General features: G+C 54.8%; 13 protein-coding genes, 3 pseudogenes and 1 other annotated feature. Of the genes and pseudogenes, 7 read left to right on the top strand and 9 right to left on the bottom strand.

The window, feature by feature from the left end:
• Nucleotides 1-538 precede the first annotated feature (538 nt).
• The 4 genes from AC6CHM_RS24010 to AC6CHM_RS23995 all read left to right on the top strand — a co-directional run bounded on the left by AC6CHM_RS24010 (nt 539) and on the right by AC6CHM_RS23995 (nt 6278).
• Nucleotides 539-1708 (top strand): efflux RND transporter periplasmic adaptor subunit, encoded by a 1170-nt coding sequence (locus AC6CHM_RS24010; protein ID WP_498175645.1) that lies wholly within the window; start codon nt 539-541, stop codon nt 1706-1708.
• A 3-nt stretch (nt 1709-1711) separates the two neighbouring features.
• Nucleotides 1712-4843: a multidrug efflux RND transporter permease subunit gene (locus AC6CHM_RS24005; protein ID WP_498175643.1), complete on the top strand. Its 3132-nt coding sequence runs from the start codon at nt 1712-1714 to the stop codon at nt 4841-4843.
• Between the two features lie 188 nt (nt 4844-5031).
• Nucleotides 5032-5733: a polysaccharide deacetylase family protein gene (locus AC6CHM_RS24000; RefSeq protein ID WP_498175641.1), complete on the top strand. Its 702-nt coding sequence runs from the start codon at nt 5032-5034 to the stop codon at nt 5731-5733.
• A gap of 293 nt (nt 5734-6026) precedes the next feature.
• On the top strand, nt 6027-6278 hold the full coding sequence (locus AC6CHM_RS23995; protein WP_498175639.1) for a DUF1344 domain-containing protein: 252 nt from the start codon (nt 6027-6029) through the stop codon (nt 6276-6278).
• Between the two features lie 487 nt (nt 6279-6765).
• Here AC6CHM_RS23995 and AC6CHM_RS23990 read toward each other — a convergent pair whose 3' ends face one another.
• Genes AC6CHM_RS23990 through AC6CHM_RS23980 form a run of 3 tightly spaced genes read right to left on the bottom strand, consistent with a single transcriptional unit; the run spans nt 6766 to nt 11403 of the window.
• Complete coding sequence (locus tag AC6CHM_RS23990) at nt 6766-8220, bottom strand: efflux transporter outer membrane subunit (protein WP_498175637.1); 1455 nt, start codon at nt 8218-8220, stop codon at nt 6766-6768.
• Nucleotides 8221-8272: 52 nt separating this feature from the next.
• Nucleotides 8273-10219, bottom strand: coding sequence for a MacB family efflux pump subunit (locus tag AC6CHM_RS23985; RefSeq protein ID WP_498175635.1), 1947 nt, complete (start codon nt 10217-10219; stop codon nt 8273-8275).
• Nucleotides 10216-11403 (bottom strand): efflux RND transporter periplasmic adaptor subunit, encoded by a 1188-nt coding sequence (locus tag AC6CHM_RS23980; RefSeq protein ID WP_498175633.1) that lies wholly within the window; start codon nt 11401-11403, stop codon nt 10216-10218. Before AC6CHM_RS23980 ends, AC6CHM_RS23985 begins: the two co-directional genes overlap by 4 nt.
• A gap of 162 nt (nt 11404-11565) precedes the next feature.
• Here AC6CHM_RS23980 and AC6CHM_RS23975 point away from each other — a divergent pair, with 162 nt between their 5' ends.
• Together AC6CHM_RS23975 and AC6CHM_RS23970 are read left to right on the top strand one after the other, a co-directional pair.
• Nucleotides 11566-12261 (top strand): response regulator, encoded by a 696-nt coding sequence (locus AC6CHM_RS23975; protein ID WP_498175631.1) that lies wholly within the window; start codon nt 11566-11568, stop codon nt 12259-12261.
• Nucleotides 12254-13348 (top strand): ATP-binding protein, encoded by a 1095-nt coding sequence (locus tag AC6CHM_RS23970; protein WP_498175629.1) that lies wholly within the window; start codon nt 12254-12256, stop codon nt 13346-13348. The genes AC6CHM_RS23975 and AC6CHM_RS23970 overlap by 8 nt, the downstream gene beginning before the upstream one ends.
• Before the next feature lie 156 nt (nt 13349-13504).
• Here AC6CHM_RS23970 and AC6CHM_RS23965 read toward each other — a convergent pair.
• The 3 pseudogenes from AC6CHM_RS23965 to AC6CHM_RS23955 all read right to left on the bottom strand — a co-directional run.
• Nucleotides 13505-13792: pseudogene (locus AC6CHM_RS23965) on the bottom strand (integrase core domain-containing protein); the annotation flags it as partial.
• A gap of 4 nt (nt 13793-13796) precedes the next feature.
• Nucleotides 13797-15135 (bottom strand): annotated as a pseudogene (locus AC6CHM_RS23960) (IS30 family transposase).
• Between the two features lie 46 nt (nt 15136-15181).
• A pseudogene (locus AC6CHM_RS23955) lies at nt 15182-15838 on the bottom strand (IS3 family transposase); the annotation flags it as partial.
• Nucleotides 15715-15830 (bottom strand) — a sequence feature (AL1L pseudoknot). (Overlaps the previous pseudogene by 116 nt.)
• A 272-nt stretch (nt 15839-16110) precedes the next feature.
• Here AC6CHM_RS23955 and AC6CHM_RS23950 point away from each other — a divergent pair.
• On the top strand, nt 16111-16971 hold the full coding sequence (locus tag AC6CHM_RS23950) for a helix-turn-helix domain-containing protein (protein WP_498175627.1): 861 nt from the start codon (nt 16111-16113) through the stop codon (nt 16969-16971).
• Nucleotides 16972-17384: 413 nt separating this feature from the next.
• On the opposite strand, the gene AC6CHM_RS23945 is transcribed toward AC6CHM_RS23950, so the two are convergent.
• From AC6CHM_RS23945 to AC6CHM_RS23935, 3 genes are all read right to left on the bottom strand, one after another.
• Entirely contained in the window at nt 17385-18467 is a 1083-nt protein-coding gene (locus AC6CHM_RS23945; protein ID WP_498175625.1) for a porin, read from the bottom strand.
• Nucleotides 18468-19253: 786 nt separating this feature from the next.
• Entirely contained in the window at nt 19254-20447 is a 1194-nt protein-coding gene (locus AC6CHM_RS23940) for a DUF1173 domain-containing protein (protein WP_498175687.1), read from the bottom strand.
• A 10-nt stretch (nt 20448-20457) separates the two neighbouring features.
• Nucleotides 20458-20757 (bottom strand): hypothetical protein, encoded by a 300-nt coding sequence (locus tag AC6CHM_RS23935; protein ID WP_498175623.1) that lies wholly within the window; start codon nt 20755-20757, stop codon nt 20458-20460.
• Nucleotides 20758-20776: the final 19 nt, after the last annotated feature.

Genomic DNA, 20776 nt, shown 5'->3' with positions numbered 1-20776 from the left:
GTCGGGTTGATAAACTACTGCCATTAGAGGACACCGCCAAAGTGGAATAAAAATGGGTTAATGCTCCTTGATGGGTACGGCCTGAAAAGGCCCGACCGCTGGATGGAGCGTTGGGGATGTCGGGCCTCACGTTTCCGCTGCTTGCTTGTGGCGGTCACGGCGGGACATTCAGCGAGAAATATGGACCTTTGAGGGAGATATGGGCCAAATATAATGGAGGAGCAGGCAGCTTCATTACAAGAGCTCAGCGCCCCGAAGGGTAATCGCTCCCCATCGCGTGATCGGCATTATCTGTCAAGTCTGACTCAATGAGGCGACGGGTTTAAAAAGGGGCAGCAAAGAACGTCACGTCATTATAGTCGCGCCGCCTTTCGCTTTTCCATCACGACTACGGAAACTTCGATACATGTAGTAACGCTGCGTTGGCCAGTCTCATCCACCAAACCTCCATACATTCTACACAGTTCACCGACGCTGCCGGCAGAAGCGGATGCTGAGCTTGCGCAACCAACGTGCAGGCTATGTATGGAGTGAGCCCATGGGTCAAAAACCGCGAATTTCGAAGGTTCTGTTTTGTGCGCTCACAGCGCTCACTCTTACCGCGTGCGGTCGACAGGTGGAGACCAATACGGTCCCGCTCCCTCCGGCCAAAGTAGCGGTCATTCAAACCAAACCGGAAACGGTGACCATTGCGGAAGAGCTACCCGGTCGTGTGGCAGCTTTGCGAACTGCCGAGATCAGATCGCAGGTTGGTGGCATCATCGAAAAGCGTTTGTTCGAGGAGGGCACGGAGGTCAAAGCTGGACAAGTACTTTTCCAGATCAACCCCGAGCCATTCAAGGCAGATGTGGACAGTGCGAAAGCTTCTCTCCAGCGCGCAGAAGCGGGTTTGGTTCGTGCCGAGGCCAAACTTAATCGATCGAAGCAGCTCATTAGCACCAAAGCGATCAGCATCGAGACCTATGATACCGCTATAGCTGATCATGCTCAGGCTCGCGCCGATGTTGCTCAAGCGCGTGCTACTTTGCAGCGGCGTCAACTTGATCTTGACTTTGCAACGGTTAGAGCACCAATCAGCGGCCGGATCGGATCAGCTCTGGTAAGCGAGGGGGCTCTTGTCTCGGCGTCGGCAACCAATGCTCTGGCTGTCATTCAACAAATTGACCAGGTCAACCTGGATGTTCGCCAACCTGCGGCGCATCTGGACGCTATTCAAGCTGCAGTAAAGTCCGGCCAACTGGCAACGGCCTCGCAACTGCCTGTCGCTATTTTTTCTGCCAGTGGCAAGCCCTATCCCATGGTGGGCTGGGCGCTGTTCTCCGACATTAGCGTCGATCCGGGGACGGGCAACATTACCGTACGGGTCGTTGTTGACAACGCCGACCGGATTCTTCTGCCCGGGATGTATGTAAGAGCACGACTGCCGCGTGGGATACTGCGAGACGCACTTCTTGTGCCGGAAGAAGCCGTTGTCAGAAATTCTATGGGACGCCCGCAACTCCTCGTTGTCGATGATAAAAAGACCGCCACGCGGCGGAACGTCGAACTCGGCGATCTGATTGAAGGGCGCTATATCGTCGATAGCGGTGTCAGGGCAGATGAAACCGTTATCGTACAGGGTCAGGACCGGGTACAGGAAGGCGCAGCTGTCGAAGCGGTCGCATACACTCCGAATACAATACAAACAAGACCAGGAACGGGGGAATAGGTCATGCCACATTTCTTCATTGATCGACCTGTTTTCGCCTGGGTTATTGCAATCTTTATCGTGTTGGCCGGCGCGCTCGCCATCCCTCAGCTTCCAGTGTCCCGCTTTCCAGAAATCGCCCCGCCGAGCGTGAGCATCTATGCCACTTATACAGGTGCAACGCCGCAAACCATCAACGACAGCATTGTTAGCGTTATTGAACGGGAATTATCCGGTGTCAAAAATCTACTTTACTACGAATCGACAACAGACACGACTGGCAGCGCTACGATAGCAGCAACCTTCAAGCCGGGTACCAACCCGGAACTTGCTCAGATCGATGTGCAGAACCGTCTCAAAGCGGCCGAGCCCCGACTGCCGGAGAGCGTTCGCCGCGATGGCGTCACCGTCGAATCCGCCGAGTCAGGTTTTCTCATGATCGTAACGCTCGACTCAAAGGATGGGCGATATGACGCGCTTGCGCTCGGCGACTACATGACCCGCAATGTCATTGAAGAACTGAAACGTGTCGAAGGCGTCGGTCGCGTTCAGTCCTTCGGTTCCGAAAAGGCTATGAGGGTCTGGATAGATCCGGCTAAGCTCGTATCCTACTCCTTATCACTGACACAGGTGACGGATGCTATCCGGGCGCAGAACGCACAGATAACGCCTGGAAGACTGGGCGCCGAGCCAACCGTACCAGGGCAGAAAGTCAACATTCCGCTTACTGTTCACGGTCAACTGCAAACTTCTGAGGAGTTTGCTTCCATTGTGCTGCGTGCGCAGCCAGATGGTTCCAAACTTGTACTAGGCGATGTGGCACGGGTCGAGGTCGGCGCTCAAACGTTAAGCTTTTCAATTAGCAACAATGGCAAGTCAGCCACCGCTGCTGCTGTTCAGCTGGCCGGCGGGGCGAACGCGGTAAAGACAGCCAAGGCGGTCAGAGCACGCATGACTGAACTTGCATCGACCATGCCCGAAGGAATGACTTTTTCGGTTCCTTTTGACACCGCACCGTTTGTATTGGTTTCAATCGAGAAAGTAATTCACGCACTTATCGAGGCAATGGTCCTGGTATTTCTGGTGATCCTGTTATTTCTGCAGAACATCCGTTACACCTTGATTCCGGCTATCGTAGCGCCGATTGCCCTTCTCGGCACCCTCGCTGTTATGTTTGCTGCGGGCTTTTCGATCAATGTGCTGACGATGTTCGGCATGGTGTTGGCGATCGGCATTATTGTTGATGATGCTATAGTCGTCGTCGAGAATGTCGAACGCATCATGGCGACAGAAGGGCTGACGCCCAAGGAAGCGACGCGGAAGGCCATGAGCGAGATTACCGGAGCCGTTATCGGCATCACTTTGGTGCTCACGGCCGTGTTTATTCCCATGGGATTCGCTAGCGGTTCGGTCGGTGCGATATATCGACAGTTCACAATGTCGATGGCGGTCTCCATTTTGTTCTCGGCATTCCTTGCATTAACGCTGACGCCTGCGCTTTGCGCCACGCTGCTCAAGCCGATAGCACCCGGGCATCACGATAAAAAGGGGTTCTTCGGATGGTTCAACCGGGGATTGGAGCGACTGACGTCGGGCTATGCGGGATGGGTTGGAGCGCTGGTCCGTCGCGGTGGACGGGTAATGTTTCTCTACCTCGTTCTCGCCGCCGCTTTGGCGTATGCCTATACGCAGCTTCCATCATCTTTCGTGCCGGAAGAGGATCAGGGTAATTTCATGACAAGTTTTTCCCTGCCTGCTGATGCGACCGCTGAACGGACGCGTGCTGTCGTCGCCAAGTTCGAGGATCATCTTAAGTCGCGTGACGCCGTTGCAAACAACCTGTCAGTCTTCGGCTTCGGTTTCTCTGGATCTGGTCCGAACGCTGCAATGGCATTTACAAGTCTGAAGGATTGGAAAGAACGAACCGTGGCGGTTGACGACGAAGTAGAAAGCGCAAATGCTGCCATGGCGGCGGCAACTGAAGGAACGACGATGAGCCTCAAGCCACCAGCGATTGACTCGCTTGGTACGACGAGCGGTTTTACTCTTAGTCTCCAGGACCGCGCCAACCAAGGGTATGATGCTCTGATCGCCGCCCAAAATAAACTCCTTCAGCTTGCTGCCAAGAGCAAGCTCGTGGCGGGCGTTTATCCCGAAGGATTGCCGAGCGGCGCGAGCGTTAGACTCAAGATTGATCGGGAAAAGGCAGAGGCGCTCGGGGTACCCTTCGCCGCTATTAACGACACGCTGACCTCGGCTATTGGATCAACTTATGTCAATGACTTTCCTAATGCGGGAAGGCTACAGCAGGTCATCGTGCAGGCTGATGCACCGAGCCGGATGAACGCCGATCAACTGGTGAAGCTTTATGTCCGTAACACAGCGGGCGGGATGGTTTCGCTGTCTGAGGTGATAACCCCTATCTGGGAGACAAGCCCGCTTCAACTGGTCCGGTATAATGGCTTTCCGTCAATTCGCATTGCCGGTGGTGCGGCGTCTGGCGTATCCAGCGGAGAGGCCATGTTGGAAATGAAGCGCCTTGTCGACCAGCTTCCCTCGGGCTTTTCCATGGAATGGACGGGCCAGTCCCTACAGGAACAGCAATCTGCCTCACAGGCACCGATGCTGCTGGCTCTCTCAATTGTCGTGGTCTTTCTTGTCCTTGCCGCGCTTTATGAAAGTTGGTCAATACCTTTATCTGTTATGCTTGTTGTTCCACTGGGTGTTCTTGGCTCTGTTCTGGCCGTGCATCTACGCGGGCTCGAGAATGATGTGTTTTTCAAAGTCGGTCTGATCACGATCATCGGCCTTTCGGCAAAGAATGCAATCCTCATCGTTGAATTCGCAAAGAACCTGCGCGCTGAAGGGAAGGGTCTCACGGAATCAGTCGTCGAGGCATCGAGATTGCGTTTGCGGCCAATACTGATGACATCGCTTGCTTTCGCGCTCGGAGTCGTACCGCTGATGGTTGCACGCGGCGCAAGCGCCTCGACTCAGCATGCCATCGGCACGGGCGTTTTCGGCGGCATGATTTCAGCAACTATTCTGGCGATCCTGTTCGTACCGGTGTTCTATGTCGTTGTCTCCAATCTCGTGGGAGACGCAAAAAAAGCGAAGGTTTCGGCCTTCACTCTGGCTTCAAAGAAGAAAGATTAGCTCATAACGTGGCAGAAGTCGCAGCACTTGAGGTCCTTTGATCATAATCGGCTATCATCTATTCTTTGATGGCCAGCTTGCTTGCAGACCACGTCGGGCACCGTTGCCATCAATCCTCGGCGTAATCTCTGCGTTTTCTTCACATTCGAATGCTTTTGAGTGATCCCCAACTCATAAAGACTCTGTCCATGCCCATACCCATCCTGATGTACCATCAGATCGCCGAGCCCGCCGGTTTTGGCAGTCCCTTCCGCAGTTTAACAGTACATCCCAAAGACTTTTATTGTCAGATGAAATGGTTGAAGCGGATGGGTTATAAGGGCCTGTCGATGCGAGATCTGCTTCCTTATCTACGGGGAAAAAAGTCGGGCAAGGTAGTTGGAATAACTTTTGATGACGGGTTCCACAATGTGCATGCAAATGCGCTGCCAGTGCTCCAGGAGTTCAGTTTTAGGGCAACAAACTATTTCGTCAGCCGCCAAATTGGTGGCTTCAACAAATGGGACGCGGATATCGGTGTTCCTCACTCGGCATGTATGAACAAAATGCAAATGCGTGAATGGTCGGCGCTTGGTCATGAGGTTGGTGCTCACACTCTCGATCATGTTCACCTCACGGCGGTACCCCCAGCGATTGCATGGCACCAGATTACCGATGCTCGCCACGAGCTTGAAGACATGCTGGGCCACTTGGTGGATGCGTTTTGTTATCCTTACGGGGACGTGTCCGGTGACGTTAGAAACATTGTCGCCGACGCGGGCTATACCAGCGCCACAACCACCCGCCGGGGAAGGGCCCGCCAACAGGAGGATCTTTTATTGCTTCCCCGCAGGATCGTTCGTCACACAGATATCGGGCTGAGCGTCCTGTACAAGTGCGGTTCGGGTTGACGATCATGGCAATCAAATTGATTGATGTGCTGAAACTAGGAATGAAATGACCGGGACCTACACGCCGTTAAGCGCCGGAGCATGTTCAGGACAGGCTAACAGAAATTCCTCGATCTGTGTGAAATACGTGTGCCAGGCGGACGCATGCATTTCTTGCTTTGATTGCAGTCTGCAAAGCAACCGCTTCTGACTCTTCAATGAGATCCATGGCCTCTGTGCAATGGCTCGACGGAATTTGGTTTTTTACCGGTTAACACTGCAATGTCTGTAATCCTCAATAGGAGAAATCTACCGTGAAGAAATTGTTTCTCACCATCGCAGCAACCGCAGTATTGATATCGGGCGTTGCCGGCGCTGCGACGCTTTCGAGCGAAATCAAATCGATCGATATAAAGACCCGAGTTGTTATTTTGTCGGATGGGAACACTTATCGATTGCCAGCTGACAACTCAGCCGGGCAGCTAAAGGTTGGAGATAAGGTGTCCGTTAACTATCACAAGGAAGGTAGGACGTCGGTAATAACCAAGATCGACAAAACAAAATAAGGATCCTGGCACGGCGGTTCCGGCCGTCGTGCCAGGCATTTTTTGGGCACAGACGGCCTTGCTGCCATACGGACTGCTCTACAGTTTTTCAACGTTCGTGGTATGCGAGCACGAAGCATACGCAATCTTCGCTTTGCAACGAATACAATCTCTGTGAATCCCATTTGATGATTTGCTCTTGGATATTCATCTGCAGTTGATTGCCGACATGAGATTGTATGAAGGATGTCTCCCACCAGTCTCCGGAACGTGCTATCGTTCCGTCCAAACAGACATCTGTTATCCAGGAAGCTGCGGTTCGCTGTATCATCTTAGTCTCCACGATGAGCGCGTCTTCGCGCGAACCAGTGGCATCACATTCAGTGCAATAAACGCCCATGCCTCCCTCGCGTAAGCCATGGCGACAATCGTGAACGACTGACGCGACGAATTTCTCCGGACCGTCCCGTCGAATGGCAGACACAGGCGGCAAGACCGCGAAACGAACCTATTCATGGTTGCTCTGTTTTGAAACATCTCCTACTTCTGTCCAACCGCCCCCTAAGGCCTTATTCAGCGATATGTAAGCCGCGACGATTGCGAGCTGGCCGTTGATGAGCGCAGCTTCGGACGCATACAGCGTTCTCTGCACGTCGAGATAATTCATGTAGTCCGTTGCGCCTTCTCGATATTGAACGCGGGAAGCTTCGGTGGCAGTTCGATAGGATTTGACTGCTTTAGCCAGCTTTGCATTTCGATCGCGTTGCTGGGTCAGGGACACGATGGCATTCTCCACGTCCTCCATGGCGATCAAGACAGCCGACTGATAGGCAAAAAAGGACTGATTACGAAGTGCTTTGGCGACATTACTGGCAGCTTGTAACCTTCCTCCCTGAAAAACTGGTATGGTGAGAGCAGGCCCTATTGCCCAGGCGATTGTGGACTTTTGCGCAAGATCACCTAGACTCAATGCTTGAGTGGCGATATTGCCGGTCAAACTGATGGAAGGATACCGGGCAGCCTCAGCGACGCCAATCCGGGCTGTGGCCTGGGCAAGCTGTCGTTCAGCCATCCTGACATCAGGTCGCGCCAGAATTGTGTCGGCCGGAACACCGACAGGAAGAGGGAATGTTGGTCGCGGTATGGGTGTACTCTTCGACAGTTCCGACGCGAGCTCAAAGGGCGGAAGGCCCAGCAGTATACTTAGTCGGTGGACAGCTGCTGCCTTGTCGATCTCCAAGGCCGAGATATCGGCCTCTGTTGTCGCGGCAATTGCTTCGGCCCGCGCGAAGTCAGCCTTTGCGGATGACCCGGCCTCGTATTTTGTTTTGGTCAGAGCGGCGGTCTCGCGCTGTGATTTCGCGGTTCGGTGCGCCAGCGCCAAAAGCGCCTGGTTCGCCCGTACCCTACTGTAGTTAACAGCAACGTCACCAATCAGCACGAGCATAGTGTTTCGCAGGTCTTCCTGCGCTGAGTCGAGCCCGTACCCAGCAGCTTCGACGGCTCGCTGCTTACCTCCCCATAGATCGAGTTCCCAGCTCGCATCAAAGCCGCCCTGGTAGTTACTGGAAATGCTTGGCGCGCCACCATTGGATCCAGCTGTCTGTGCCCTATTTGCTGTAGAAGTAGCGTTGGCGACGGGAAAAAGAGCACCTCGCTCCTGTTGCAGACCGGCGCGCGCCGCTTCGATGCGCGCTTGGGCAGCTGCGACGTTGAAGTTGCCGTTAACAGCGCGTCCGATATAAGCTGTAAGTAACCGATCGTTTAATCGTGTCCACCAATGCGCGAGCTCAGGCGGACGATTATCCCTCCTGTCAGCGCTGCTTGCCCACCTTTCCGGCAGGAGTGTTCGGGGCGTTTGATAATCTGGACCGACCATACAGCCGGCAAGGAGTCCGCACGAGACAAAGGCTGTCATTGCGGTTGCGGCGGTCCTGCCGATGTATGAGTTTCGGATGGTCATGGCGATAAGAGTCCCAAAATGAGTACAAGATTTTTAAAGGGCTAAGGGGTGGTTACTCGCGCGCGAGAGCTTCAATTGGATCAAGGCGCGCGGCATTTCGGGCCGGTAGATATCCGAACACAAGACCGATTGTGACGGCAGCGGTGCTGGCGATGACAATCGAAGCAGTGGTGAATATCATTGGAAACTCGCCGTCTGTGGACCCCAGAACTGTACCGCTGATAAAGGCAAGGCATATGCCAATCGCGGCACCTGCGATACACATCGCCACGGCCTCGATCTGAAACTGCAGCAAGATATCAATGCGGCGGGCACCGACCGCCATCCGCAAACCAATTTCCTTGGTTCGTTCGGTGACGGACACCAGCATGATGTTCATGACCCCTATTCCGCCGACAATCAGGGCAATCGCCGCGACGGACGAGATCAGCAGGGTCATGGTTCTTGATGTCCGCTCGAAGGTTTTGCGGACCTGATCACTGTTAAAAATGAAGAAATCCTTCACTCCATGTCGCCGCGTGAGGAAACTGACTATGGCACCTTCCGCAACGCGGGTGTCGGCATTGTCCGACACCCGGACCGATAACCCGCTTAGTCCTGCTGCCTGATCGTTTATACGACCCAGCACTGTCGTATAGGGAAGGAATATCCGAAGGTTGCGGCCCGGAATATTACTGGCGGTCGGCGGAGCCAGTACACCGGAAACCACAGCCGGCACCTGTTGGATCATGATGACCTTGCCGACAGGATCCGTCTGATCAGGAAAAAGCCTTCGCCTGGTATTGTCATCAATGACAACTGCCTGCCATCGTTCAGTGATGCTGCGTTTGGGTAAGAGCCGCCCTCTGCTGAGTTTCAGATTGTTGATCCGGAAATAGCTCTCGCCGACGCCCGTGATTTCAACATTCACAGTAATATTTCCGCTGCGCGCGGTTCCCGACCTCGAAATGATGGGCGACACGCTATCGATATAGGGCTGAGCTGCGAGCGCCAGTGCATCGTCCGGCACAAGTGTTCGAATAGTATCTGCGCGCTCGTCGCCCCAATCCTTTCCAGGAAAAACGCCGATGGTACTCACGCCAAGTTCGCTGACCTGTGAAAGGACTTTCTGGCGCGTGCCCTCCCCCAGACCGACAACCGCGACAACCGCGGCAACGCCGACAATTATGCCGAGCATGGTCAGAAACGTGCGGACACGATGGGCGGACATCGAACGGGTTGCCATCGACACAGCCTCACTCGTTCTGCGCCAGAGGCTCGAGACAGTGTTTACCGTGCGGGCTGATTTCTTGACGTCTGGCTGTGCGGTCGCATTCGCCTTGCGCCGGTCCGCGATTATCCGCCCATCACGGATCTCAATTACCCGGTCCGCCTGCTCGGCAAGATCGGGATCATGGGTGACAATAATGATAGTATGACCTTCGAGATGGAGCTCTCTCAGAATGCTCATGACCGTTTCGCCGCTTTTGGTGTCGAGTGCGCCGGTAGGTTCGTCAGCAAGGATGACCTCTCCGCCGTTCATCAGCGCCCGTGCGATTGAGACACGCTGCTGCTGTCCTCCTGAGAGCTGTCCAGGTCGATGACGGATGCGTTCACCGAGGCCAAGCCGGTTCAGCAGGCTCTGAGCTCGACCACGGCGATCGGTGGGATCAATTCCGGCATAGATTGCCGGTATTTCGACGTTTTCGGCGGCGCTAAGATCGGGCATCAAATGATAGCGCTGAAAGATGAAACCAAAATGCTCACGCCGCAGACGTGCCAGCTCATCGGGATCCAACTTGGACGTCTCATGTCCGTTGACGCGGTAACTGCCGGAAGTCGGCTGATCGAGACCTCCAAGAATGTTCATTAGCGTCGATTTGCCTGATCCGCTCGCGCCGACGATCGCCACCATCTCACCGGAACTGATCGACAGGCTTACCGTGTCAAGTGCGACGACCATCTCATCGCCGGATCGGTAGACGCGCGAGACATCGCTGACTTCAATGAGCAAGGTCACAGCATCCCCTCCATCCCTGGATCAGACAGCGGACCGTCGGCGCTAATAACAACCTCTTCACCAGGTGATACGCCGTCGACTACCTGGGCTTGAACCTTGTTGGAAAGACCGGTGGTCACAAAACGCGATCGCAGTTCACCCCCTGCCGCTACGACACGAACACGGTATCGTCCATCAGCGTCTTCTTCTGACAATGCCGACCACGGGATTAACGGAGCATTGTCTACGCGGGCAACCACGATGTTAACCTGCGCACTCATCTGCGGACGCAGTTTCCCACCCGGATTGGGCACCTCCAACAGGCCATTATAATAGATCGCCGTCGCACCCGAAGGGTTGGCAGAAGCTTGAATGCCAGCCTCGGTCGACATTGCCGTTGGGGCGGGTTCTATCTGGTCCAGCACGGCCTCGTGGCGACTGTGTCTGTCTCCCAGCACCTTGAACCAGACTTTTTGCCCGGGCTTGACCTTTCCAACGTCCGCTTCCGAGATATGGATTTTCATCCGCATAACATCGAGCTGAGCCAGCACGATTATGGTTGGAACGGATTGAGCAGCATTGAGCGTTTGTCCCTGTTTGGTCACCACGGCGATGACCACACCATCCATGGGCGCAATGATGCGCGTATATGCAAGATTGACGCGGGCATTTTCGACCTCGACGCTCGACTGTGCGATCTGTGCGTCGAGAGCGGCGACTTCGGCCTCCAAAATACGAAAGGCTGCCTCAGCGGCGTCGACATCCAGGCGGGAAGCGGCTTCCTGACTGATGAGCTTGCTCTGCCGACGATAAACTTTTTCGGCCTGACGAAGCTGAATGAGGCGGGCTTTTCGTTGTGCGGTCACATTGCTTAGCGCTGCCTCTGCAATACGCAAGGCGTTGGTCTGCGGCAAAGAATCGATTTCTGCAATCAGGTCGCCGGCCTTGATCGTTTGGCCGAGCTTGACATGGAGAGCGCGGATCTGGCCATTGGCTTGCGCACCCACATTCACCATCCGAGCAGGTTCAAGTATGCCATTGGCAAGAACGGATTCCTCAATGGAACCGACGACCACACGTTCCTTGAATATCGCGGCTTGTGTTTTGCCTGCCAACATTCCCGTCGCATAGAGGATCGCGAAGGCTACAGCGGCAGCTGCAAGAAGCCATGCCAGGATTCTTGCAAATCGTTTCAATATACTCATTGGGACCACGACCTGTTTCTTGTCGAGAAGCCAGTCTCATATCTTGTCGTCAGAGTTTGCGAAGGGCGCGTGGAGGTTGCGTGGAGGCCGCCATTCCCATCTTGACGTCTGGCTAACAAACACCTCTTGTATGCTTCACTGTAGGGCTCAGGAGAGAAAGTCATGGAAAACGCGCTGATTCTCATTATTGAGGACGAGCCCGAAATCGTAGAAATATTAGAGGTCTATTTGTCACGCGAAGGATTTCGGACAATAAGCGCTAACGATGGAACGATCGGTCTGGCGCATCATCAGCGCCTGAAGCCGGACCTGATTATCCTTGATGTCAAGCTACCAGGCCAGGACGGCTATGAAGTTCTGGCGGCGATACGCCGACGCGGCGATACGCCCGTCATAATGGCAACTGCATTGGCCGAGGACCTCGACAAACTTCAAGCATTGCGCATCGGGGCGGATGATTATGTTGTCAAACCCTTCAACCCCCTTGAAGTCGTGGCACGCGCCAAGGCGGTGCTGCGCCGGACAAGTGGCCGCGGTGCTCAACAACCAATTCGGATTGGACCCCTGACTGTGATACCCGATGCCTACATTGCGTCGGTCGACCGGCCTTCAGGACCGGCAGTATTGGAACTGACGCGCACCGAGTTTCGCCTGCTGAGCTACATGGCGCGTTCGCCCAATCGCGTGTTCGAGCGATCGGAGCTTGTCGATGCATGCCTTCCCGAGGGGGAAGCTCTCGAGCGCACGGTTGACAGCCATATCAGCAACCTGAGACGCAAGCTTGCTATTGCCGGAGCTGACCACTTATTGTCTGGGGTGCGTGGCGTCGGCTACAGACTGGCGGATTATTATGGCTAGCAGTTTAAACACAAAAATGGTCATCGCCATGAGTGTTCTGACACTGTCGGCTTTTGGCGTGATGTTCTTTGGCTCAATTCTTTATTGGTATTTCTATGACTGGCTTTTTCCGGACGCTCCCGATACGGAAAAGTGGACGACCAGCGACTTCGTGGCCCTTGGTATGATCCTGGCAACGGGCCTCACGGGCGCTGCGCTTGCTGGCTGGCGGCTTGCACAAAGCGTCATTCTTCCCTTGAAGTCGATTGCCAGTGCCGTCCACTCAATTGCGGGAGGCGACTTCTCCTCACGCGCTGAGACGATCCATACGCCGTTCGGCGAGGCAGAGACTTTGATTGCCGATTTCAATGCCATGGCAGCACGGCTGGAGAACGCCGAGACTGAGCTTCAATACTCGAACTCTGCGATCGCGCATGAATTGCGAACTCCGCTGACAATCTTGAGAGGCCGACTTCACGGATTGGCCGATGGTGTGTTCAAGCCGACACCGGAGCTTTACGCCCGCCTTCTTTCTCATGTCGATGACCTCGCCCGTATTGTAGAGGACCTTCGCACGTTGGGGTTGTCGAACGCAGGGCAGTTGGAGCTCAAACTCGACAAGATAGATCTCGCAGAAGAAGCGGAAGCTGTTATTTCCTCTGTTGAAGAGGATTTGGTGGGTGCGGGAATCAGTATCAAACGCGACCTTGGCCAAGCGGCCACCGTCGCCGACAAGGCGAGAATCCGCCAGGCCCTGTTTGCCGTGCTCGACAATGTTCGCCGCTACGCTCCGGATAGCACCGTTGTGGTCCAGACGCGCAGGATGAAAGAGCGGGTGCTCCTCCGGTGCTCAGACAATGGACCCGGGCTACCCGCAGGTCTCGAAAGCCGTGCCTTCGAACGGTTTTGGCGTGCTGATGAATCACGAGCCCGATCCAGCGGGGGCTCGGGGCTCGGATTGTCGGTGGTACAGGCGATCGCACGGGCCCACGGCGGCGATGCCGTCGTCGCTGATAGTGGCGGAAAGGGCACATCCATCGAGATATGGCTGCCTGCAAATATGCTGCATGCAAACAACATTCGGCGCACTCTTTCCACGAGCGGTTAATTGGTTACAGAAAAGACAGGAAGCTTGGAATAAAAGGCGCAGCCGTGAATCAGAAGCTCCCAGCCGGAATTAGTTTCGTCGTCTTTGTCTGAGTTACATTCAACTATTATGCGATATTGAACCGCACCTGGATCTCCGGAGGCCGTTTGGTTTAAGTTATGCGGCCAGCGCTGGTTCGTCCAGCATGACGTAGTATCGTTCCTCGGCCTCGGCTGGCGGAGCGTTGCCGATGGGCTCGAGTAGACGCCTGTAGTTGAACCAGTCAACCCATTCCACCGTTTCGAAGCTCCTCCATGGTGCACGCCGATGAATGACTTCGGCCTTGTAGAGGCCGTTGATCATTTCGGCGAGGGCGTTATCATAGCTGTCACCGACGCTCCCGACAGACGGCTCGATGCCTGCTTCCGCTAAGCGTTCGGAATACCTAATCGATACGTATTGGGCAGATTCAACCGGTCGTCGCAACATCCTCGATCATATCTGATTTGAGCAACCCGTCGAGAGCCTCTGCAGGCGTGCGCCACAGCACTGAGTTCATCGGCCCCATGCTGGCTGAGATCAGTTCCTTTCGGAAAGTACTGCCGTAGCAGGCCGTTGGTATTTTCGTTGCTGCCGCGCTGCCATGGGCTTTGATGGTCGCAGAAGTAAATCTCGAGGCGCGTGTCGATGCGGAGTTGAGCATGCTGAGCCATCTCCGCGCCCTGATCCCAGGTCAATGATCTACGAAGATGTTCCGGTAGATCCATGATCGTCCCGGCGATGGCATCGCGGACCGCTTCGGCACCATGCCCGGTAAGAGCCGGTCCGTTTTTGACAGACTTGTCTTTCCCGTGATGCTCCAAGCGTGGCAAGTGCAAGAGCATTTTAAACCGTGTCGTACGTTCGACCAGCGTGCCGATCGCTGAGCTGCCGAGACCCAGGATAAGATTCCCCTCCCAATGGCCAGGCACCGCTCTTTCGCCGATCTCGGACGGACGATCGCTAATCATCAACACATCAGTCAGGAAGGATTTGCCACGGTTACGAGCACGTTCGCGAGGCAAGCCGTTAGCTCCCGCGTCAACGCGCCTCGGCCTTGAATATAAAGCGCCTGGTAGATGGCTTGGTGGCTGATGCGCATGGTCATGTCCTCAGGGAAGTTCAACTTCAGACGCCGCGCAATCTGTTCCGGGCTCCAGGCTGTGGACCAGCGTCGACTTTGCCGATGAACGGCCCTTCCGTCCTTTCCATACCACGACTGGGCCATCGAAGGCGATGCCGCGCGGTGTGGCTATGAGCCCGGCGAGTCGGTCTTGAACATAGTCGCGAAGAGCAGGATTGGTTGTCAGCTTTCCTGCCTTGGGCCGTCGCGCTGCTTGATCAGCATACCACTGCGCGGTAATGGCTCGACAGTCGAAGTCTCCACCCCGTGTCGCCGAATTGCGCCGGATCTCGCGGCAGATCGTGCTAGGTGACCGCTCTAACTTACGCGCTATAGCACGCACTCCCGTGCCTCTAGTGCACTCCAAGGCAATTTCCTCACGTTCCCGGAATGACAGGTTTCGGCTCGTGAGTGGTGCCGCTGCGGGCGAAAGATGTGTTGGAGGCATGCCGCCTGAACTCCGAAACCACCGGATACCAACCGGGCCGGAGACGCCGGCTTCGGCGGCGGCTTCTTCACTGGACAGACCGGCCGCCACTCCTTGCCAGAATCGGCACAGGTTTTCACGCTGCCACACCGGTGGCCGACCTGGCGAGGACAATTTGCACCGTGTTGAGCGTTCTGATTTCCGTCTTCCCGCAACCATAAACACCTCCTGGTATGAGGTCTTGCCACGACCGGTTGAATCTGCCTTGAACGCCGCGGTCCGAATGATGCACGAGCCCGCCGCGATGGACGGGACGCCGGTCGTGAAGAGCCTGTTCAAGGGCATCGAGGACAAACCCAGCATGGGCCGTCCTGCTCACCCGCCAGCCGACAATCCGGCGGGCGAAAGCGTCGATCACAAAGGCCACGTTGACGAAGCCCTGCCAGGTGGCGACATAGGTGAAATCGGAAAGCCACAGCATGTTCGGCTTAGGGCGCGGAACTGCCGGTTCACGCGGTCGGGCGGGCATGGAGCCGCCTTGTCGCTGATCGTCGTGCGGATCGGCTTGCCACGAATGATGCCTTGAAGGCCCATTGATCGCATCAGACGAGCGACTGTGCAGCGGGCCACATGAAAGCCTTCACGCTTCAATTGCCGCCAGACCTTGCGAACGCCATAGACGCGGTAGTTCTGCTCAAAGACGCGTCGAATCTCGATCGTCAGGCTGATATCGCTGCGGGCGCGGACCGACAGGCGGCCCACGTCCATGCGCTTGGCGACGTTCTCGTGGTAGGTTGATGGGGCAATCGGCAATAACCTGCAGATCGGCTCGACCCCAAACACTCCACGGTGTTCGTCGATGAACGAGACATCGCCTGAAGGGGCGGTCGAGCTCAGCCATCGCGAAATATGCAGAGGCTTCACTAGCAGTAAACAGGCCGTAAATATCGCAGTCTTACTGAATAATGTCGGCATGGGTTCAACTCACCAAACAGCAATCCACGCTTCTTCCCCCCATCGTCGACGAAACCTCATTGAACCGCCCTATGGTTAGACCAGTTGACATTTGCGAGCGGCATTCAAGGTTTGTGTTCGTTTGCAGATGTCTATCAATCCGGTGTCGTGACGGCAGATATGGTTCGTCACGAGAGGCCTCTTAAACGATGCAGTGTTACCTGCACGTTCGTTAGTTCAATGGAATTTGCATCGGCCGCCATGATCGACACGTTTTTATACGGAACAAGCTCGGGTTTCGGTTGGGATGGGATTGAAGGTGCTTATTTGCGGTATAACAATTCGCCGCTGACCGATATCGTGGTGGATAAGCTCTGTATTACCATACCATTTCATACCGTGTCTCTTGAAGAGGAAAACAACGAGTTTAGCAGCAAGGTTTTATCCGTTGGCAGCATTTGGATTCGTTCGGGCGGGCATCCTGCGAGGCATTTTATTCGCGGCACAGGAGATATCTTGCATATTTGCCTCCATGATGAACTGGTCGAACGGTTTCAGACCGAGCTTTCTGGGCACAGCAGAAAACGCCCCTCGGTTATCTCGATCCATAAAGAGAGTGATCCGATTTCTCGGTTGGTTGCGCCCCTACTCAGAGATGCCCTGCTGCAAACAAACAACAGTGACCATATTCTTCTTGGCAATCTTGCCACCCTTGGCGCCTATCATTTCATTCAAACCGATGCTGGCGACGATAGTGTGTCGCATCGTTTCGCCTTGTCGGATACCAGGCTGCTCGAAGTTCAAAGCTATATAGAATTGAACATGTCTTCTTCCTTGAACATTTCTGACTTGGCGAAAACTGCAGGCCTCCGCACCACACAATTCATTCGCCAATTCAAGTCGTCGACTGGCATGACACCCCATCAATTTCTCGTTCACAGGCGAGTGAACAAGGCAAAATATCTTCTTTCAAACTCTTCTATTTCGATTGCGGCCATTGCCAAGTCTTGCGGCTTTGCCAATCAGGCACACCTCACCCGTACATTCGGCCAGACGACAGGGACGACTCCAGCGGCATTCCGGCGTTTTGGCGGCCCTTGAGGTAAAGCCGACGTTGTGAGGCGTGCAATATGTCCAACCCACGAATCGTGAGGAGAGGCGGGCCGATTGCTTCGGCCAATCAGTTCTGCTCGCCGTACGTCATAGCGAAAACAATTTCGAAGCTGTTTATCGCTGTGCGCATAAGACTTTGAAGCACTTCAGTTCGAGAAAACATTGCCGTTGCGTTTGTTGGTACGGTGTCCGCTTCCAATAACTGGCTATGGCGAGGTCCACTCGCGCCATTTGCGGCGGTATGACCCACCGGCAGAATCTCGGCCTTAGGTAAAAATGGCCGGTGAGTTGGAGATACTCACCGACCTGTGATAATAAATCGACTGGAGGTCATTTATTGTCACGTTCGGCAGGGCCGTTTGTTCATAATCTCCTACCCTGCCAAATACTGAATTAGGATATTAGAAGTTACGCTGGAACCGGATCATTCCGCCGAACGCATCGCCCTTGTTGCCTTTCAAGCCCTCGGCAAAGTCCCTGCGCGCGCCATCGAACTTCGTGTATGTTATTTCCGGCGTGATCGTGAAACCAGGAACCAACTCGTAGGCGACATTCAAACTGCCGGAATAAGTACCTTCTTGTTCGTAAGCCGCCTGCGCATTAACAGTCGCCCTTTCGGAGACTTTCGCTGACAGACCACCCCAAACGGCCCAATCGCCCTCCCAGGTACCAAACCAATTGCGTTGGCCATACATACGCGAATCGTAGTTGGACTGATAACCGCCCATGACGAAAGCTTTCACCGTGTCCGTGAGAGCCACGTCCAAACGCAATTTGCCTGCCCATTCTTCAACCTTGGAGTCGTATCCTACAACGCCGGAAATTCCGCCCCAGACCTGTTCATACTTCGCACCAGCTAGAACGTGTGGCATGTAGTTGTCGATGCGGTAGTCGTAGTCAACATAGCTCGCTGTTTGAACGCGGCCTTGTTCAGCAGCGATAATTGCCGAAAAGCCGTTGCCGCCAGCGAAGGTATAACTTATCTGGTTAGTCGCACCGGATTGAAAGTTGATTACATCGTCATTGATGACGTTACCGCCCTTGTTTGTCCACGAACCAAAGATTTCGTCCGTGATACCGACACGGAACCCGCCAAGTTCGATAAAGGCATGCGGGATCAAACCACCGCTGTTGGAACCGTCAGTGTAGTTGAAGCGTGTTTCGATATATGAACGCAATGTGCCGAGTTCTGTTTCTGAACGAGCGTCGAAACGAACGGTCGCACGTGTCTGCTTGCCCCAGGTCCCGCGTTCACCGCCAGTATAAACATTATCGCCCGCTCTGGCGTCGTAACGCAGGTAACCGCCGATCTTCAAGCATGTTTCGGTTCCTGGAATATAAAAGAAGCCGGCACCGTAGGTGTCACACACACGCACATATTCGACCGGTTCGGGCTCTGCAACGATAACCGCGTCAGCGGCGCGTGCGACCGTTACTGCAACCAGCGCTGCAGCGGAGCCGAGCAAAAGGCTCTTGATATCCATTTTTATCTCCATGTTTCATGTTAACGCTGAGCCCAGCTCCACGCCAATGACCATGGGATATTGCGGCCCCAACGGAACGTCAAAGCCCATTTTCTGTGCTTCATCGCTATCATTTCGTACCGTTGCAACCTCAGCGCAAATTTGCAGAAAACGTTGCTTGCTGCCGCAAAAATATGCAAACGCCGCAACGCTTCGGTTCGCTGAACGACTCAGATCCTTCGTCTCAATTATGACTCTCCGCCCATTGTCCAAACAATGAACTCTCAACGTTCCAACATTCATTTACCGTAAATCACTGTTTGGGGTAGATCGGGGAAACGTCACAGGAAGGCGATCGACGTCACCACAGATGGACATCATCTGATGTTTGCCAACTTGGGATGCTTGTGCACAGGTCGGAACACCACCGTGCCTCATCGGATAACCAGCGACAAGGATATAGCTTCGTGGCTCCTAATGGCCCGCTTCTCGCCATCCATCTGTTGAACTGCTGATCGGTAAACCGGTTTGGACTTGTCATCAGCCATTTGACGGTTGCGGCTAGCCAACACGCGCGACTACAGTCGTCTATAGCATCCATCGATGGTTCAGGTGTTAGACGTTCCAAGCTCCAGCCTTCCTCCAAATGCATCACTTGTGCCATTGATTAATCCCACAACCGATGTCGACCGGAAAAAATCCGGCAATGACAGCGCATGATGAGCTCATCTCCGGTGAGAGCGTCTTGTTGTCCGAGCGGTCATGGCTGTGAAAGACGCCCCTTCATGGGTGATATATCCAGACACCTTACAATGGCAGAGGTGGCATCTCGCCTACGGCAACTCGCCATATCCAGGCACTGATCTCCGGTCGAGATACGATCAATGATCGCAATGCCGCTTCATAGGCCTCATCCGCTGGCGCTGGCACAATATAGAGCGCGACCGGCTGCGGTTGCACCTGCAATAAGGCCGATGCAATTGGCTTATCCTGGGGCAGACTGTATCGAAGGCTTTTTACACTGCGCTCTCTGACGTCAGCAAGGGCATCGACAAGTCTCTTTTCGTATGCGGATTCGTAAGGGATCCAGTTCTCCGCTGCCACCATCACAGCCATCTCTTCAATGACCGCAAGGCCTGCTGGCGTCAGTCCGAATGTGGCAATCGCCATCAAATGGGAAGCTTCGTCTGCGTCCCACAAGGCCAACTCATTCGCAAAGCGTAGCTGAAGCCTGCGATAGAGGTTTTCATCGAGTATGAACGAGAAATCAGGGAGATGCTTGACGATCATTTTGTGCCCGCTTCGCACGGGCTCGAACTTCTTGATCTCGCTTACGAGAACCATGAATTTCCGTGGTACGGTTCGCTGCGGAAGCGCGGCCGCCAGCGCCGCAGTGCGCCGCTGTTCGATTGCTGGTTTGTCGGCCGCGCGAAACGGTTCCGGTATGAATAGAACGTCACTCAACTGTGCACCCTTGACCGTCATCTGGCCAGCAGCCTCGATCAGATGCCATCGAATATTCCACCAATGACGCTTTCCCGCCCACCGGGCCGTCCATGCGGTAAGTTCTGCTTGGTGCCACAAGTAGTTAAGCATGCTGCGCAGCGATAGTTTCCTTGTCTCGCCAACCGCGGCATCGGCAGCACCAGGTCCAGCCATCCGATTGGTGCGCGTTCCCACCTTCGTCAGACTGAACCCTACCTTCAGGGCGCACACTCCGGTGTTGGAATCGACCTGAATTGCGTTCCCCATCAACGCTCCAAGGCCAGAAAGATCGTCTGGCGGTTCATAGGAAGAACAGGCAGGATCATGACCTCCGCCTGAAAGAGGCATGCGTTTGACACGATACTGGTCCGCAACGCGTGCGATGTACATCGGAACTCCAGGCCGGGTGCACAGACAAAGCGGCCGAACCCGTCGTGGGTGACCTTCGGCGAGAGCCTCCTGGAAATTGGGTGCTCTCTCATCGACAATAATGTCATCAAATCTGAACCGCCGCATCGGCTCCATTTTATCGGCCATGGCTGTCATTCCCTCCTCGATCACGGTTTGATTGCCCGGCCAGCATTGCAATCGAGCTGCTGGCGCTGCATCTGCACTTAACGCCCGACAAGCGCGAGCGCGTGGTCATGATATGCCTGGGTTCTCCAACATGAATGCGGTTATGGATGGCGAGCAGTCCATGCTTCGCGCGCAGTTCTTGCGCGGCTTCCGGATCATCGACTTCGATCACCGCAATGCGCGCCGAAACCAGGCCTCGCGCCGTGTTCATGATTTCAATGCGATCTGCGCACGCACGGCCGCCTCCCATGATGTCTCATTACTCCATC

The sequence above is a fragment of the Phyllobacterium sp. GQ127 genome (assembly GCF_059758635.1).
The sequence above is the reverse complement of the archived record's forward strand: the minus strand, read 5'-3'. Positions and strand labels throughout refer to the sequence as shown.